The sequence below is a fragment of the Pedobacter quisquiliarum genome (genome assembly GCF_014642175.1).
GTDB lineage: Bacteria > Bacteroidota > Bacteroidia > Sphingobacteriales > Sphingobacteriaceae > Pedobacter > Pedobacter quisquiliarum.
Genome location: NZ_BMIL01000012.1, coordinates 43,152 through 58,985 on the forward strand (window position 1 = coordinate 43,152; position 15,834 = coordinate 58,985).

At 44.6% G+C, this 15,834-nt stretch carries 16 protein-coding genes; 7 read left to right on the forward strand and 9 right to left on the reverse strand.

The annotated features are described in order from the left end of the window. Position 1: 1 nt before the first annotated feature. The 7 genes from IEW69_RS15600 to ubiE all read right to left on the reverse strand — a co-directional run bounded on the left by IEW69_RS15600 (position 2) and on the right by ubiE (position 5,270). Positions 2 to 883, reverse strand: coding sequence for an NAD kinase (locus tag IEW69_RS15600; RefSeq protein WP_188627816.1), 882 nt, complete (start codon positions 881 to 883; stop codon positions 2 to 4). An 8-nt stretch (positions 884 to 891) separates the two neighbouring features. Next, positions 892 to 1,554 carry a CBS domain-containing protein gene (locus tag IEW69_RS15605; RefSeq protein WP_188627817.1) on the reverse strand — a complete coding sequence of 221 codons (663 nt, stop codon included), beginning with the start codon at positions 1,552 to 1,554 and terminating at the stop codon, positions 892 to 894. Then, the gene (locus IEW69_RS15610; RefSeq protein ID WP_188627818.1) at positions 1,555 to 2,319 is read right to left on the reverse strand and encodes an alpha/beta fold hydrolase; all 765 of its coding nucleotides are present in this window, start codon (positions 2,317 to 2,319) and stop codon (positions 1,555 to 1,557) included. It lies immediately after the preceding gene. A gap of 184 nt (positions 2,320 to 2,503) precedes the next feature. Next, positions 2,504 to 2,950 (reverse strand): GatB/YqeY domain-containing protein, encoded by a 447-nt coding sequence (locus tag IEW69_RS15615; protein ID WP_188627819.1) that lies wholly within the window; start codon positions 2,948 to 2,950, stop codon positions 2,504 to 2,506. Between the two features lie 21 nt (positions 2,951 to 2,971). After that, complete coding sequence (locus tag IEW69_RS15620; RefSeq protein WP_188627820.1) at positions 2,972 to 3,733, reverse strand: SDR family oxidoreductase; 762 nt, start codon at positions 3,731 to 3,733, stop codon at positions 2,972 to 2,974. A gap of 44 nt (positions 3,734 to 3,777) precedes the next feature. Then, positions 3,778 to 4,542, reverse strand: coding sequence for a type IX secretion/gliding motility protein PorT/SprT (gene porT, locus IEW69_RS15625; RefSeq protein ID WP_229663653.1), 765 nt, complete (start codon positions 4,540 to 4,542; stop codon positions 3,778 to 3,780). Continuing rightward, positions 4,539 to 5,270 carry a bifunctional demethylmenaquinone methyltransferase/2-methoxy-6-polyprenyl-1,4-benzoquinol methylase UbiE gene (gene ubiE / locus IEW69_RS15630; protein ID WP_188627821.1) on the reverse strand — a complete coding sequence of 244 codons (732 nt, stop codon included), beginning with the start codon at positions 5,268 to 5,270 and terminating at the stop codon, positions 4,539 to 4,541. The genes porT and ubiE overlap by 4 nt, the downstream gene beginning before the upstream one ends. Positions 5,271 to 5,323: 53 nt before the next feature. Between ubiE and yihA the strand changes: the two genes are divergently transcribed. Genes yihA through IEW69_RS15655 form a run of 5 tightly spaced genes read left to right on the forward strand, consistent with a single transcriptional unit; the run spans position 5,324 to position 11,024 of the window. Then, positions 5,324 to 5,953 carry a ribosome biogenesis GTP-binding protein YihA/YsxC gene (gene yihA / locus IEW69_RS15635; protein ID WP_188627822.1) on the forward strand — a complete coding sequence of 210 codons (630 nt, stop codon included), beginning with the start codon at positions 5,324 to 5,326 and terminating at the stop codon, positions 5,951 to 5,953. Between the two features lie 3 nt (positions 5,954 to 5,956). Continuing rightward, complete coding sequence (locus IEW69_RS15640) at positions 5,957 to 6,823, forward strand: UbiA-like polyprenyltransferase (RefSeq protein WP_188627823.1); 867 nt, start codon at positions 5,957 to 5,959, stop codon at positions 6,821 to 6,823. 3 nt (positions 6,824 to 6,826) lie between these two features. Continuing rightward, positions 6,827 to 8,542: a M3 family oligoendopeptidase gene (locus tag IEW69_RS15645; RefSeq protein ID WP_188627824.1), complete on the forward strand. Its 1,716-nt coding sequence runs from the start codon at positions 6,827 to 6,829 to the stop codon at positions 8,540 to 8,542. A gap of 53 nt (positions 8,543 to 8,595) precedes the next feature. After that, the gene (locus IEW69_RS15650) at positions 8,596 to 10,542 is read left to right on the forward strand and encodes an amino acid permease (protein WP_188627825.1); all 1,947 of its coding nucleotides are present in this window, start codon (positions 8,596 to 8,598) and stop codon (positions 10,540 to 10,542) included. A gap of 2 nt (positions 10,543 to 10,544) precedes the next feature. Continuing rightward, positions 10,545 to 11,024: a hypothetical protein gene (locus IEW69_RS15655; protein WP_188627826.1), complete on the forward strand. Its 480-nt coding sequence runs from the start codon at positions 10,545 to 10,547 to the stop codon at positions 11,022 to 11,024. Between the two features lie 35 nt (positions 11,025 to 11,059). Here the strand turns inward: IEW69_RS15655 and IEW69_RS15660 are convergent, their stop codons facing one another. Both IEW69_RS15660 and IEW69_RS15665 read right to left on the reverse strand, forming a co-directional pair. Continuing rightward, complete coding sequence (locus tag IEW69_RS15660) at positions 11,060 to 12,112, reverse strand: TlpA family protein disulfide reductase (protein ID WP_188627827.1); 1,053 nt, start codon at positions 12,110 to 12,112, stop codon at positions 11,060 to 11,062. Positions 12,113 to 12,582: 470 nt separating this feature from the next. After that, positions 12,583 to 14,535, reverse strand: coding sequence for a KUP/HAK/KT family potassium transporter (locus IEW69_RS15665; protein WP_188627828.1), 1,953 nt, complete (start codon positions 14,533 to 14,535; stop codon positions 12,583 to 12,585). A gap of 146 nt (positions 14,536 to 14,681) precedes the next feature. On the opposite strand from IEW69_RS15665, the gene IEW69_RS15670 reads away from it, so the two are divergent. Further along, entirely contained in the window at positions 14,682 to 15,194 is a 513-nt protein-coding gene (locus IEW69_RS15670) for a T9SS type A sorting domain-containing protein (RefSeq protein ID WP_188627829.1), read from the forward strand. 27 nt (positions 15,195 to 15,221) lie between these two features. After that, the gene (locus IEW69_RS15675; protein WP_188627830.1) at positions 15,222 to 15,833 is read left to right on the forward strand and encodes a fumarylacetoacetate hydrolase family protein; all 612 of its coding nucleotides are present in this window, start codon (positions 15,222 to 15,224) and stop codon (positions 15,831 to 15,833) included. Position 15,834 lies beyond the last annotated feature (1 nt).

The window sequence follows — 15,834 nt, forward strand, 5'->3', positions numbered from 1 at the left end:
ATTAATAATTACGGGTGTCTATGCCCCAGAGCAACTTATTTCTTAAGGTCGTTAAGTAAGTTTCACCATTAAGCCTTACCAAATTGACGTGGAATGAAGCCTTTGATAGTTTGATCTTAACAGAACGGTCTACTGTCTCCGTCCTCGAATCACAAGACACCAGAAACTTGGCGCTTCTTGCCTCTACTTTGAAAGTCAAAGTTGCATCATCAGGAACAATAAGCGGTCGCACGTTCAGGTTATGGGGAGCTATAGGTGTAATAACAAAATTTTGTGAACTGGGTAAAATAATCGGTCCACCGCAACTCAGGGAGTAAGCTGTAGACCCGGTTGGTGTAGCAATAAGTAAGCCATCTGCCCAGTAAGAGTTGATAAACTCATCGTTCATGTAAGCATGGATGATCATCATCGCAGAGTCGTCCCTGCGGTGAATGGTCACATCATTAAGCGCAAAGTTCTCATCTCCAAAGAGATTGTACTTTGACGCCAGGCTTAACACACTCCGTTTATCAAGCGTATAATTTTTGTTAATTAATGCCGCAATCGCGGTGCGGACCTCATTTTTATTGATGCTTGCGAGGAATCCCAACCGTCCAAAGTTGATTCCAATCACCGGAATGCCCGAATCCCGCACCAGTGCCAGGGTATCCAGCAAGGTACCATCACCACCAAGGCTAATCAGCAAATCAGCCTTTTCAATCAGCTCTGCATTGTCTTTAAAAGTGGTAAAATCCGCACATAGCGTACATTTCTCTTTTATAAAGGCATGGTATTCCTGATAAATAACCGCTTTTATTTTGTAGAACTCGAGGGCATCAAAAACCTCCTGTACATAGGGTAAAACCGTGTCATTAAATGCTCTTCCGTAAATTGCAATTCTCATGGAGGATTTTAAACGTTTAAATAGTTCATCAAAGAGTTGAAACGATCTTCCGAACCGTTATCAATCTTTGTGTTGTTGTAAACCGCCTTCACCTCATAGTCGTAACGTTCAAAGGAGGCGGTTATGCCCGACAGTTCCGTCTTGTTGATCTTAAGGGTTACTTCGAGTTTTGTAGAGTCGGGGAATGCCCGCACGAAGGAAGAGAGCACCTGTGCATTGTCGGCTTCTACAACCTGTGACATGTGCGCTAATGAATTGTTGCGGTTACTGATTTCAAGCACAATTGTTCCACCGGGTTCCTGCAATGAAAACAGTTCGCCGGTATATTTAATCAGATCCCGTTCAGTGATGGTACCCAGAAAGCCATTTGCGGCATCAAGTACAGGCAAAATGCAAAGCTGCAACTGCCCCATCAACCGCAGCACATCATAAATGTGTGTATCATGATAAACAAAGGGATTCAGAAGTGCCAGTGGCTGGTCCGCAATGCGGATCTCCGGATCACGGATCTCGAGCAGTTCTTCCTCGGTAACCACACCGAGGTACTGCGTATCATTCACAATCGGCATCTGATAAACCTTGAACTCATTCATCCTTGCCAATCCCCGCTGAATATTGTCGGCCGGGCTTAGTGGTACAATTACGTTAGATATGAGTTCTGCAGCTACCATTTACTTCAGTAATATTCGGTTCAAAAATTTACCCAGGTATTCATTGAATACCTCCGGGCGCTCCATCATTGGCGCATGCCCACATTTATCTACCCAGTTTAACTCCGAGTTGGGGAGCAGCTCATGAAACTCATGCGCAACTTCCGGCGGTGTCACCTTATCCTGCATACCCCAAATAAGAGATACGGGAATGGTGATCTTCGGGATCTCTTTAGACATATTATGACGAATGGCGGACTTCGCCAGCGCCAGAATTCTGATCACGCGTGAACGGTCGTTTACCGACTTGAATACTTCATCAACCAATTCCTTGGTCGCCGTAGCGGGATCATAAAAAGTATAAGCAACTTTCTCCTTGATGTATTCGTAGCTCTCGCGTCTCGGAAAAGATCCCCCGAACGCATTTTCATATAAACCGGAGCTACCGGTTAAAACCAATGCTTTTACATAGGCTTGGTGTGCAACCGTGAAGGATAGTCCGACGTGGCCACCCAGTGAGTTACCGATCAGGACAACCTGATTCAGCTTTTTATATTTAATGAATTTGAAAACGTATTTCGAAAGGCTCTTCACCCCCAATGTTAGTAGCGGGAGTTCATAGATCGGGAGAATGGGAACAAGAATATGATAACGATCTTTGAAAGAATCAATGGTTGCCTCCCAATTGCTCAACTCACCCATCAATCCATGAAGTAATACCAGGGTTTCGCCTTTTCCTGCTTCTATATATTTAAACCCGTTGTCTTCTATTACTTCGTATTTCATCTTTTGTATTAGTTTTCCACGCATTGAACCACAAGCGGCCCATAAATGTATCTTATAGTTTAAACAGTTCTTCAAACAAATACCTGCCGCGATAAAGATATGTCACTAAGTTAACAGACATATGCTACAATACGGCATCAAAGTCACATTTTTGTCCAATCACGTGTTTAATTGCGAGCACAATTTATGCCAATTGCGATTTAACGGTTTCCGCAATTAATTTGCCGTCTGCCTTACCTGCAAGTTCTTTATTTGCCAGGCCCATCACTTTTCCCATATCTTTTACAGAGCTGGCGCCACTTTCCGAAATCAAACGTGCAATAACAGCTTCTACTTCCGCTTTATCCATCTGTTTAGGCAGAAAGTTGCCAATCACCTCAATCTCTTCATCTTCAATCTTCGCCAGGTCTTCCCTGCCTTGCGCTTTATAAATGTCTGATGATTCTCTTCTTTGTTTAATCAGCTTCTGGATAATCTTTACTTCAGCATCTTCGGTAATCTCTTCTGCAGAACCCTTCTCGGTCTTTGCAAGTAGTAGAGCTGCTTTTATAGCACGTAAACCCCTAAGTTGTGCCTGATCTTTAGCAAGCATTGCTTTTTTGATCTCCTGATCAATAGTATTGGAAAGCATATTGTTCTATATTAATGTAGATTATTTTTTATGCGTCAATGATGCCGATGCTTGTGCAGTCGGCATGATCAGCATGTCATTTATGTTTACGTGTGCCGGCCGGCTGGCCACAAACCAGATCGCATCTGCAATGTCCTGCGCCATTAACGGCTCAAGTCCTGCGTACACGCCTTTGGCACGTTCCTCGTCACCTTTAAAGCGCACCAGCGAGAATTCCGTTTCCACCATCCCTGGATTTATCGCCGTTACTTTGATGCCATGTGGCAGCAGATCCATGCGCATGCCTTTATTCAAAGCATCAACGGCATGTTTGGTCGCACAATACACATTGCCATTCGGATAAACCTCTTTTCCGGCAATGGAGCCAATGTTCACGATGTGCCCGGCTTTGTGCTGGATCATCCAGTTGGAAACAACTTTAGTCACATACAGCAAACCTTTAACATTGGTGTCAATCATGGTATCCCAGTCATCGGTATCACCTTTATCAATGGGGTCCAGGCCCTGACTAAGTCCGGCATTGTTAATTAAAACATCTACCTTTTTCCAGGCTGCTGGCAGCGACTCCAGCTGCGTGGTGATGACCGCTTTATCGCGCACATCTGCCACCAGTGTTTGTACAGACACCTGATGTTGTTCCTCAAGTTCTTTGGAAATTTCCTCAAGCAAAGCTTGTCTTCTGGCAACCAGCACCAGATCAAAACCCTGGGCGGCGAACAATCGTGCACAAGCCGCGCCGATGCCCGAAGTAGCGCCTGTGATCAATGCTATCTTTGAATTCATATGTTTTATTGTTTCACAAAGCTAGAATTATTTCCAGCTAGCGGTTATTCAAAAAACAAACTAAATGTCACATGACGTAACATCAACTTATTCAGCGGTGCTGAATATGGGTTATTGTTGTCGTGCTCAAGGATGCTGTTAAATGTGGAGGAATATTTAAGTTCTGGCGACATTTTGAAGTGCTCAAAATAAAGGTCCATACCCAATCCGCCTTCATAGGAAAGGAAGTTCTTTTTGTTTTGCAGCAGCATTTCCAAAGGCGTCTTCCCTTCGTTGCTCCGCTTTTTGGCAGAGGTGATGTCCATAGAATACTTCAACCCGCCAATCATGTAGGCACGGAAGTTTCCTCTACGGTCCGACTTCAGCTTAAAGCTAAGCGGCACATCAATCATGGTCGTTTCTATGACTTGCTTCACAGCCGCACGCGCAGGTGCATCTGCTACGGATTCGTCCCTCATAAACTGGTAGTTCAGGATCCGGTCATTGAAAACCAAAGTTGGTGTTAAACGAAGATCGGTATGCTTGCTGATACGCTTGTTTACCACGAAACCAAGTCCATAGCCTACCTTGTTCTCCGCATTGATGTATCGGAAACCATTATGCAGGGGTGCCCCTGGAGGATTTTGTGTAAGGTCGTAGTACGGATCGCGCCAGTCCCGCGTTTTTAATGTCTTGTATTCCGAGGAGAGTACTTGAAAAGTAAATCCGAAGTTAAAGTCTTTTTCGTCAACACCACCGCCCCAGTTTTGCGCTTTTGCACTCATCATTGTACCAAAGCATGCAAACAGGAGTATTAAGGTTTTTCTCATTTTATACCAGTATAGATTGAACTTATACCAAACGTTAAAGTAATCTGTTTAGTTTGACTGAAGCCAACCCTTTCCATGAGTTGTGTAAATGCGGCACCATCCGGAAAAGCCGCAACAGACTCAGGGAGATATTGATACGCACGTGCATCTTTGGAGAACACCTTTCCAAAAAATGGTGTAATATGTTTGAAGTAGAAGTTATAAAGCTGCTTCACCGGAAAACCCTGCGGTTTTGAAAACTCCAGAATTACGATCTTGCCACCCGGCTTCAACACCCGCCGCATATCGGCAAGTCCTTTTTCCAGGTTTTCATAATTCCTTACGCCATAGGCTACGGTAATCGCATCAAACTGATTATCCTCAAAAGGCAACATCTCCGAGTCGCCAAGTCTTACCGAGAATACATGATCCAGCTTGCGTTCCTTTATCTTGCGTTTAGCCACCTCCAACATACCTGCGGAGATGTCAACACCGGTAACTTGTGTTGGCTTAAGAATCTTGATGGCTTCAAATGCAAAATCCCCAGTACCGGTTGCCACATCCAGAATGGACTTAGGCTGCTGTGCCTTCAGCTGTCGGATGGCCTTCTTCCGCCATAGAATGTCAATGCCAAGCGACATGAAGTGGTTAAGGAAATCGTAGGTACCGGAAATGTTATTGAACATGGTCGCTACCTGTTCCTTTTTGGTAACCGTCTCACTGTTGTACGGAGTTATTTTTTCATTCATGGTGATTGGCAAAGATAAGTAATTGTTGAAAACTAATTTTCTACCTTTGTGAAATGATTATAAAATCAGCAACATTCGTTTGCAGCAATACCAAGGTATCGGCATTGCCCATCGCAAATATGCCTGAGTATGCCTTTATCGGGCGCTCCAATGTAGGCAAATCATCCCTGATCAACATGCTTGTCAATCAGCACGGATTAGCCAAAACTTCCCAGAAACCCGGAAAAACCCAGCTTATCAACCACTTCCTGATAAATGAAAAGTGGTATATCGTCGATCTTCCCGGATATGGCTACGCCAAAGTATCCAAGTCCAGCAGAGAGGCCTGGGAAAAGTTTATACGCAACTACATCACCAAACGGGAAAGTCTGCAATGCATCTTCGTATTGATCGACAGCCGTCTGGAACCACAAAAGATTGATATTGAATTCTGCTGCTGGCTTGGCGAAATCCAGGTGCCCTTTGCGCTTGTATTTACCAAAGCCGATAAACAGTCTGCGCCAAAAACAGACGCAAATGTAGCCTTGTTCAAGAAACAGCTATCCGGTTGGTTCGAGGAGATTCCACCTTATTTCGTAACATCGGCCGAAAAAAGCCAGGGTAAAGAAGCTTTGCTTCAGTTCATTGAAGAAGTTAACCAAGACTTCGTCATGCCTGTGCTAACGCCAAAAGAAGATTTATAGCAGATGAAGAAATTCTTTTCGCTGGTGTTGTTTGCCCACTCCATCTTCGCATTACCATTTGCGATGATTGGTTTCTTCCTTGGCGTAACCACCACAACACAACCATTCAACTGGTTCCTGCTGCTGCTGGTACTGCTGTGTATGGTGTTCGCAAGGAATGCCGCCATGGCATTTAACCGCTACCTGGACCGCGACATCGATGCGAAGAATCCGAGAACTGTGATGCGCGACATCCCTGCAGGAAGGGTATCGGCAAATGAGGCGCTGATCTTTGTTGTGGTAAATTGCCTGCTTTTTATCGCTGCAACCGCATTCATCAACAAGTTGTGTTTATACCTTTCGCCAGTCGCGTTGTTTGTCGTACTCTTTTACAGCTACACCAAACGCTTTACCGCTTTATGCCATCTGGTGCTTGGCCTGGGACTATCCTTGGCACCTATCGGAGCTTACATCGCCGTTACCGGAAAGTTTGATATCGTACCTGTGCTTTACTCCTTTGCTGTGTTGTTCTGGGTAAGTGGTTTCGACATCATTTATGCCCTGCAGGATGAAGATTTTGATCGCGCCGAGCGCTTACATTCCATACCCGCAGCATTGGGTATCAAGAACGCTTTGCGTCTGTCTGTCTTTCTGCATGTACTCTCTGCAGTATGCGTTATCCTGCCCATCTTCTTTTCGCAGTTTAGTTTTGTTTATTATATCGGCGTCGCCTTCTTTTGCTTCATGCTAACCTACCAGCACTTACTGGTAAAGCCTACGGACATCAGCAAGGTAGACCGTGCATTTGCCACCACAAATGGCTATGCTTCCGTTGTTTTCGCATTATGCTTTCTGCTTGATGCGTTTTTAAGAACCAATTATAACTTTTAAACCATGATCGATTTAATTATACCGAAGAAAACCAGAACCTATATTCCACAAGAACTCGAAATTAAATGGGAAAATTTAAGTCCCATCTTCGAAGAATTAAAGAACCGCCCTTTGCCAACTGTTGCTGATTTAGAGCAATGGCTGAAAGATAAAAGTGAGCTGGAAGCTGCACTGGAGGAAGACTTTGCCTGGCGGTATATTAAAATGACATGCGACACCAACAATGAAGCGCTGGTTCAATCCTTCCAGTACTTCGCTACGGAAATTGAACCGAAAATTGCACCGATAAACAATGAACTAAACATCAAACTCGTAAATCATGAGCTGGTTGATGAACTGGATCAGGACAAGTATTTCGTGTACCTGCGTGCAATAAAAAAAGCGTTGGAAATCTACCGTGAGGAGAACATTCCATTGTTCACCAAACTTCAGGTATCACAACAAAAATATCAAGCCATCAGTGGTGCGATGAGTGTTGTAATCAACGATCAGGAATATACCCTGGAACAAGCAGCAACCTTCCTGAAGGATGTGAACCGCGGGGTTCGTCAGCAAGCATGGGAGGCCATTCAACAACGCAGACTGGTAAATAAAGACGAGCTGAACGTGCTTTTTGATGAGCTGATCACTTTACGTCACGAGGTGAGCCTGAATGCGGGCTTTGAGAATTACAGAGATTATATGTTCCAGGCTCTGGGGCGTTTCGACTACACCCCTAAAGACTGCTACAAGTTTGCAGAAGCCATTGAAAAAGAGGTGGTACCAATCCTTAAAGAACAGGCAGATAAACGTGCTGAAGATTTGGGTATATCGCCACTTAAACCATGGGATATGGACGTGAGCACGAGTGGTAAACCTGCTTTAAAGCCTTTTACCAGCGGCGAAGAGCTTGTGAATAAAACCATCAGCTGCTTTGAGCGCATCGATCCGAAACTCGGACAGATGCTTGCAACGATGAAAGCAAACAAGCTGTTCGACGTGGAAAGTCGCAAGGGCAAAGCACCAGGCGGTTACAACTATCCACTTGCAGAAACCGGCGCGCCTTTCATCTTCATGAACTCTGCAAATACCTTGCGCGACCTGACCACGATGGTTCACGAAGGCGGACATGCGGTCCATACGTTTTTAACGGCCGACCTGGAGTTGAACGACTTCAAACATTGCCCTTCAGAAGTTGCGGAACTGGCTTCCATGAGCATGGAGCTGATTACGATGGACCAATGGGACGTTTACTTCGACAAAGAAGAGGACCTCATCCGTGCGAAACGTGAACAGCTGATAGACGTATTGAAAACCCTTCCCTGGGTAGCGGTGATCGACCAGTTCCAACATTGGATCTACACCAATCCTGGGCACAATGCTGCAGAACGTGAAACTGCTTTCAAGCAAATCTACAGCAGATTTGGCGCAGGCTTTACCGACTGGGAAGGGCTTGACGCTTCATACGGAAACCTGTGGCAAAAGCAGTTGCACCTGTTCGAAGTGCCTTTCTACTACATCGAATATGCAATAGCACAACTTGGTGCCATTGCCATCTATAAGAATTACAAAGAAGATCCGGCGAAAGCGTTGAAGCAGTATCTTGATGCACTGGCACTTGGTTATACCAAACCAATGAACGAGATTTATGCAACTGCGGGCATTAAATTCGATTTCAGCGTGGACTATGTTGCAGAGCTTGCCAGCTTCATTAAAAATGAATTGGCCAAGTTGGGTTAGTAATACCACAATTTATTTAAGTTTGAACTCATAAACTACACCCATACTGAAATATGCTTGAGCAATTACTCAGAAAGAAATCCATTACTAAAATCTTAGAAGATGCAGAAAAGGGCTATGGAGAACATGGCACTTCACTTCATAAAACGCTTGGCGTTAGAGACCTTACTGCATTTGGTATAGCAGCGATCATCGGCGCAGGGATTTTTAGTACAATCGGGAAAGCCAGTGCTGATGGCGGTCCTGCGGTAATCTTTCTATTCATCTTTACAGCTATTGCGTGTAGTTTCGCCGCTTTTGCCTATGCCGAGTTTGCCTCTATGGTGCCGGTTTCAGGTAGCGCTTATACCTACTCCTACGTGGCTTTCGGTGAGCTCGTGGCCTGGATCATCGGCTGGTCCCTCATCATGGAATACGCCGTAGGGAACATTACCGTAGCCATATCCTGGTCCGACTACTTCACGGGGCTGCTCTCCTCCATACACATACCAGCGCTAAACATCACCGGCATACACCTGCCGGACTGGATGACGATGGACTACCTTACCGCTTCCAACGCACACAAACACGCGGAAGCACTGGTGAAAGCCGGTAAAGATTATTCCAACCTGGACGATGCAACAAGGATCGCCAACAACGCCTGGATCACTGCACCAAGAATCGGTGATTTCCATATCGTAGCGGATTTGCCTGCACTGGGTATTATTATTTTCATCACCTGGCTGGTATACCGCGGCATGAAGGAGTCCAGAAACGCAAGTAATGCCATGGTGGTTATCAAACTGGCCGTTATCCTGCTTGTGCTTTCCGTAGGGGTGTTTTATGTTGATGTTCGTAACTGGGATCCATTTGCACCCAATGGTGTTAGCGGAATTCTAAAGGGCGTATCAGCAGTATTCTTCGCCTACATTGGTTTCGATGCAATATCCACTACAGCAGAGGAGTGTAAAAACCCGCAGCGCGATCTTCCAAGAGGTATGATGTGGGCCATCATCATCTGTACCTTGCTTTATGTTGCTATTGCTTTGGTGCTTACGGGCATCGTGAACTATAGCCTGCTTGCCGTGGGCGATCCCCTGGCCTTTGTTTTTGATCAGATTGATCTGAAGCTGATGAGTGGTATTATTGCTGTAAGTGCCGTTTTTGCGATGGCCAGTGTTTTACTTGTTTTCCAAATGGGACAACCAAGAATCTGGATGAGCATGAGCCGTGATGGTTTATTGCCGAAAGCTTTTTCAAGGATACACCCTAAATACCAGACCCCCTCTTTCGCAACGATCGTTGTGGGATTCGTGGTTGCTGTACCGTCACTATTCATGAACCTGACCATCGTTACGGACCTTTGTTCCATCGGCACACTGTTCGCCTTCGTTTTGGTGTGTGCGGGTGTATTGGTGCTGCAGGACAAAAAAGATATTCAACGTAAGTTTAAAATTCCTTACGCAAACAGTAAGTACGTGATACCGCCGGCAATTATTGCAGCACTGATATTGTGTTTCACTGTTTTCCGTACGGAAAGCATGGCCTTCCTCACCAATAAAGCACAACTCTACACGCCTGTAAGCTTCGTGACTTCGCTGGACGCCGTTGAACTTAAGGCAGTGCAGGAGCAGATTGTTCAGGACGAGCTAAAAGCCAACCTGATTGAGAAGAATGTGGACACAGAAGCCTACTTGAACAGATTGAACAATGCGCAGTACCAGGATTTTGTGGATCGCGCAAATGTAGATCAGGAAAAGAAATACGAATATGGCTGGAGCTTATTCAAACATAAAATCCCAATGTGGATCTTTTTTATGATGTGCTGCGCCATTACCTATTTCTGCATAAAAAAGAACCTTTCTTTAATCCCGGTTTTAGGCCTGATGTCGTGTTTATACATGATGTGTGAGTTGGGTATCTCCAACTGGATCGGCTTCGGTATCTGGCTTATTATTGGGCTTGTGGTTTATTTCTGCTATGGATATAAACACAGCAAGCTGAACAAGGACGTTGGCTAGAAATGCATTCCATAAAAGCCCTCTGTTCCATCCTACTATTTGTATGCGTTTTTATATCTTCACCCAAGCTATATGCACAAAATGTCGCCGCTACATTGCCGCCGGGCTACTACTTAACTGCCTCAGAAGGCGTTGAGATGTATGACCAAACCACTAAGAAAGCAGTGTACCTGGATACCTTAAGACACATCCCCTTCAAGCATATCGTGTCTACAGATGTCAGCAAGATGATTGGCTCAAAAGAATTGCGCTATGTATTGTCAATCTCACTGGATGCAATTGGAACGGAGGCCCTCTCCAGGTTTTCACCAAATTTGGATAGGACAACCAGTCTTGCGCTGCTTGTAAATGGCAGAATTCTATTTATGGGCAGGATAGTTAGCCGTATAAAGTCTGGCAAGCTTTCTTACGCCTCAAGACTTCTTAGCAAAAATGACCTTGAAGCTCTCAAACTGGAGATAGATAAAGCGCTGAGGCATTAATGTCGTTTAATCCTCTTCAGGTAGTTACGTAACCATTATTTGTTGAGGTTCGCTTCAATGACCTTGATGTATTCTTCAATGTGCGCCGGACTGTAACCCGAAAATCGACCTAAGGATTTACCTTCTTTATTGGTGAAAACAACAAGTGGAATAGACTCAAAGGCATATTCAGCTTTAATCGCATCCTTCTCCTTTTGGTTCAGGATGTATTGATCCCAGCTCATTTGCTCTTGCGATAGCGCCGTATTCCAGTTTGATCGATTGTCATCCAGGGAGATACTTGCCATGTAAAAGCCTTTATCTTTAAACGTCTGGTGTATCTGTTTAAGCTGTGGAATCTCCAGCCGGCATGGACCACACCAACTCGCCCAGAACACCAACATGTTGACATCTGCAAATCTATTGATGTTATGTTTTATAATCCCCAGACTAGATTCCAGCGCTAAGGGCCTGCTACTTTCTCCAACGTCAAGCATACTTGCGATGTGGTCTTTTAGCCTGCCCGCAAGTTTGGATTGTTGCACATCTTCATCAAAGTAATCTAATAGCGCAACCAGCTCTGCTTTTGAGTACTGTAATTTGGATTTGAACACATTGCCAAGAAGATAATAGGAAAACGAATGATCATCGATGACGTCCTTCAATGCTTCAAATCGCTTCTGCCGCGCTCCACCTGTTTTTGGAATGTAGCCTAGATTTTTATATTCATATTTTTGGAACAATGCTTCTTCCCGACCTGCATCGATTTTCACCTGTATCGGGCTGTTTAGGCTTTGTCCGGCACCAGATTTCTTATCCTCTTGATATTCGAGCCTTGTAAGTCCATAGTCGAGCATAAAGGCGTCATTTGCATGATTTTGCCCGTCTTCATCTATTTGAATCTGATTGAGCACAAAAAAGCTTTGCTTTCTTCCATTCGAATCTAAATACATTACTATCGCTTTAAACGGTTCGAATCCAATCTGCTTGTAATTCAAAGTGAATTTTCCATCCTTGCAAACAGCGGAGTCTAATAAGTCTTCCCACTTACCCGCTTCCGCCAGGTAAACCATCCTGACCCGCTGATCAAAGCCTTCACCTTGTATCACGACCGATGTTTTATCAACGCTTTTACACGAGGTGAAAAACCAAGAACAACAAAACAGTAAGAGCAAAACCTTCTTCATTAATTTAGAATTCTAAGGACCTAAGTTAGAGACTTAAGGCCAGTATTTCTTGCGAGTTGAAGATTTAAAGGTGTATAATCAGCTTAGGGTTAATAAAACATCGTGTATAACTAGTTCAGAATTAATACACACAAGTACAGCGATATACTGACAAGACACGGACAAGACAACTTTAGGTCAAACGCACATCAAACCCACACCTAACGCACACCTAACCCACAACTGGCGCACATCAAGTGTGCGTTTCCTGTGCGTTTGTTCTTTATCTGATCAGCGTTAGCGCTGACGCACAACTATGTTCATCCAGAAAAATCTGGTGCCTTCCTTATAGCACAAAAAAAAGCCGCTTCCTGTTTCAAACAAGAAGCGGCTATCCCAATGTATATTAAAACTTACACTGGCAGTCTGTTCAGCTCTATATCGTCTGTAGACACAAAGATCAGTGGAACCTTTTCCACATCAACATAACTGGAGTCCAGACCGAAACTTCGTTCTTCGGAAAGACTCAGACGTTTCAACAGGAAGTAATACATCATGATGCTGCGCTCATACAAGTTCAGCGTTGTGAACCTGGATAGATGTTTCTCCAGCAAAATGAAACGGAAATCCCCCGCAATCCGGTGTTTCTTCAAGGATGCATACTGACTGGTAATATCGACCTCGCCATTGGCAACCAGATCCTCTACCACCTTACGGAATAGAATATTTATACGCTGCTCCACCCGGAAGCCCAGTTTGAAGTCAATGCGGATCAGTTTACCCGGAATCAGGAACTCCACCTTGTATTCACGTGTAAATGGTTCATCCACCACATCTACGTGCACCAACCAGTAGATATCTGCCCGTTTTGGCTCTTTCTGCAGGATGGAATATATGATCTTGGATTCGATTTCGGTTTTGAAGTTTGCACTGGTCAGATACACCAATTGAGATGAATATTTTGCAATTGTCGTGTCTTCACTGAGTTCGCTGATCAGTTCGAAATAGTCGTCTATACCAACATATTTGACAAATCTGTTTTTGATCTTTCTTGCGACATACCAGCCCCACATGATGCTGAACAATGCGGCACCGATCAACAGGGTTACAAATCCGCCATGCAGGAACTTGGTCATGTTACCCACAAGGAAGGACAGTTCAAGCGCACCATAAATCACCAGGAAGATCAGGATGATGTACATCGGCACCTTCTTCGACTTCATGTAATAGGCGATCAGAATCGTTGTGGCCAGGAAAGTTAAGTTGATGGCCAGACCGTAAGCCCCCTCCATGTTGATGGACTTCTCAAAGATGAGTACGACGGCAATACAGCCTGCACATAATAGCCAGTTGATCGAAGGCACATAAATCTGCCCTTTGTGATTGCTTGGGTAAGAAATCAGGACCTTTGGCCAAAGGTTCAATCGTACGGCTTCGGAGATGAGTGTGAAAGATCCCGTAATCATCGCCTGACTGGCGATAATCGCCGCTAATGTTGCCAGGGCAACCATAAACAGCAGGAACTGCGGCGGTACGATCTCGTAAAAAGGATTAATGTTAGCGTTGTAGTCCGGGTGTTTTAGCAACCAGACACCTTGTCCCAGGTAGTTGATGATTAAAGTCAGCTTCACGAACACCCAGCTCACCTGAATGTTCTTTTTACCGCAGTGGCCAAGATCTGAATATAAGGCCTCAGCTCCCGTGGTACATAAAAACACACCACCGAGGATCACTAGGGCCATAGGGTTCGTAGCCAGTAAATGGCCTGCGTAATAAGGGTTTAATGCCTTCAGGATGCTGAAATCCTGAACAACGTACAGCATACCAAGCACACCAAGGGTAGCGAACCATAACAGCATGATTGGCCCGAACATTTTGCCCACCAGGCTGGTACCGTACTGCTGGATGATGAAAAGGCCCGTGATAATGGCGATTACGATTGGGATGACCTGCACCGCGGGGAACTTAAACTGTAGTCCCTCTATGGCGGTGGTAACTGTGATACTGGGCGTAATGATTCCATCTGCAAGCAGCGCACAACCGCCGAGTATGGCAGGCACCACGAGCCATTTGGCTTTCTTACGCACAAGTGAGTAGAGCGATAGAATCCCACCCTCCCCTTTGTTATCCGCTCGAAGCGTAATGGCGACGTACTTGATGGTCGTTTGTAAGGTTAGGGTCCAGATAATACAAGATAGGGCGCCCAGCACGATCATGGGACTGATTGGCTGTCCTGATTCACTTACTGTATTAAAGATGGCTCGTAAAGTATAGAGAGGGGAAGTTCCGATATCCCCGTACACAATTCCCAGACTGATTAATAGACCGGCTCCGGAGAGCTTTTGAATATTAGTTGTACTTGACACTGAAGAAAGATTGAAGTAAATTTCGTCGTCAAAAATGCACTTTATTACGATAACAAATGCCTTTATGTTAATTTTTGTTAAAAATCTTCTTTCGAAACATTTCCGCAGGATTTATTGTTTATTTATTTATACTTTTGGCGCTATCGATGGGAAAAAACATAACCAAACCTAAGCTGCTTCAATTCTTTTGCATACTATGCATTGGTATTTTATGCAACGCTAGTGTTTTTGCTCAAAAGTCGGATAGTCTGAACTATTTCAGCAGGTCTAAAAAGACGCCAAAGCCGACTACCATCAAGCCAAACCTACCTTCTTACCGCCCCTTATTTGATGGTTTCACCTTCCTTCCGTACAACAACGTACTGGCAACAAAAGGTGGTGCTCAAAAAAGCGAGAAGAACCTGACCTTTATTAAAGTGTCTCCAAGTACGGTTGATGACCAGATTACGGTTGTCTACAAACTGGAAAGGGAAAGCAACATCTCCATTAAAATCATGGATTTGCTTGGCAATGAAGTGGCCACCCTTGCGACAGAACGTTCTGGCAGTGGCGAACAGACCAAAACCTTTTCTATTGCCAACCGTTTAAGCAGCGGAATCTATTTCGTGCGGATCGTTGCTGGTGCAGAAACGTCAGTAAAACGAATCTCCGTTTTATAATTCTGTTAATCTTTTTTACTTTCGGTCATGAAAATCATCGCTATTGGGCGCAATTATGCTGCGCACGCTAAAGAATTGAACAATCCGCTTCCGAGCGCTCCCGTAATTTTCCTTAAACCCGATACTGCCGTACTTAAGGACAACCGGCCGTTTTACATACCTGAATTTTCTTCAGACATCCACTACGAACTTGAAGTGGTATTGAAAATCTGCAAAGAAGGCAAACACATCCAGGAAAAATTCGCATCCACTTACTATGAAGAGATTGGCTTGGGTATTGATTTTACTGCCCGCGATATCCAGAGTGCGCATAAAGAAAAGGGCCTTCCATGGGAGCTTGCCAAAGCATTCGATAATTCCGCAGCCGTAAGTAACTTCGTTCCGAAGTCATCCGTTTCGAACCTCTATGAACTTCCTTTTGAACTTAAAATCAATCAGGAAACCCGTCAGCAAGGCAACACAAAGAACATGTTGTATTCTTATGAAAGCATCATTGCCTTTGTTTCCAAATACATCACGCTAAAAAAGGGTGATCTGATTTTTACGGGTACACCTGAAGGGGTTGGTCCGGTTCATGCTGGTGACAGGTTAGAAGCCTGGTTAGAAGGGCAACAACTGTTGAATTTTGAAATTAAATAAG

Coding starts and splice junctions, on each gene's coding strand:
- IEW69_RS15600 (WP_188627816.1), bottom strand. CDS start 883: ATGAGAATTGCAATTTACGGAAGAGCATTTAATGACACGGTTTTACCC.
- IEW69_RS15605 (WP_188627817.1), bottom strand. CDS start 1,554: ATGGTAGCTGCAGAACTCATATCTAACGTAATTGTACCACTAAGCCCG.
- IEW69_RS15610 (WP_188627818.1), bottom strand. CDS start 2,319: ATGAAATACGAAGTAATAGAAGACAACGGGTTTAAATATATAGAAGCA.
- IEW69_RS15615 (WP_188627819.1), bottom strand. CDS start 2,950: ATGCTTTCCAATACTATTGATCAGGAGATCAAAAAAGCAATGCTTGCT.
- IEW69_RS15620 (WP_188627820.1), bottom strand. CDS start 3,733: ATGAATTCAAAGATAGCATTGATCACAGGCGCTACTTCGGGCATCGGC.
- porT (WP_229663653.1), bottom strand. CDS start 4,542: ATGAGAAAAACCTTAATACTCCTGTTTGCATGCTTTGGTACAATGATG.
- ubiE (WP_188627821.1), bottom strand. CDS start 5,270: ATGAATGAAAAAATAACTCCGTACAACAGTGAGACGGTTACCAAAAAG.
- yihA (WP_188627822.1), top strand. CDS start 5,324: ATGATTATAAAATCAGCAACATTCGTTTGCAGCAATACCAAGGTATCG.
- IEW69_RS15640 (WP_188627823.1), top strand. CDS start 5,957: ATGAAGAAATTCTTTTCGCTGGTGTTGTTTGCCCACTCCATCTTCGCA.
- IEW69_RS15645 (WP_188627824.1), top strand. CDS start 6,827: ATGATCGATTTAATTATACCGAAGAAAACCAGAACCTATATTCCACAA.
- IEW69_RS15650 (WP_188627825.1), top strand. CDS start 8,596: ATGCTTGAGCAATTACTCAGAAAGAAATCCATTACTAAAATCTTAGAA.
- IEW69_RS15655 (WP_188627826.1), top strand. CDS start 10,545: ATGCATTCCATAAAAGCCCTCTGTTCCATCCTACTATTTGTATGCGTT.
- IEW69_RS15670 (WP_188627829.1), top strand. CDS start 14,682: ATGGGAAAAAACATAACCAAACCTAAGCTGCTTCAATTCTTTTGCATA.
- IEW69_RS15675 (WP_188627830.1), top strand. CDS start 15,222: ATGAAAATCATCGCTATTGGGCGCAATTATGCTGCGCACGCTAAAGAA.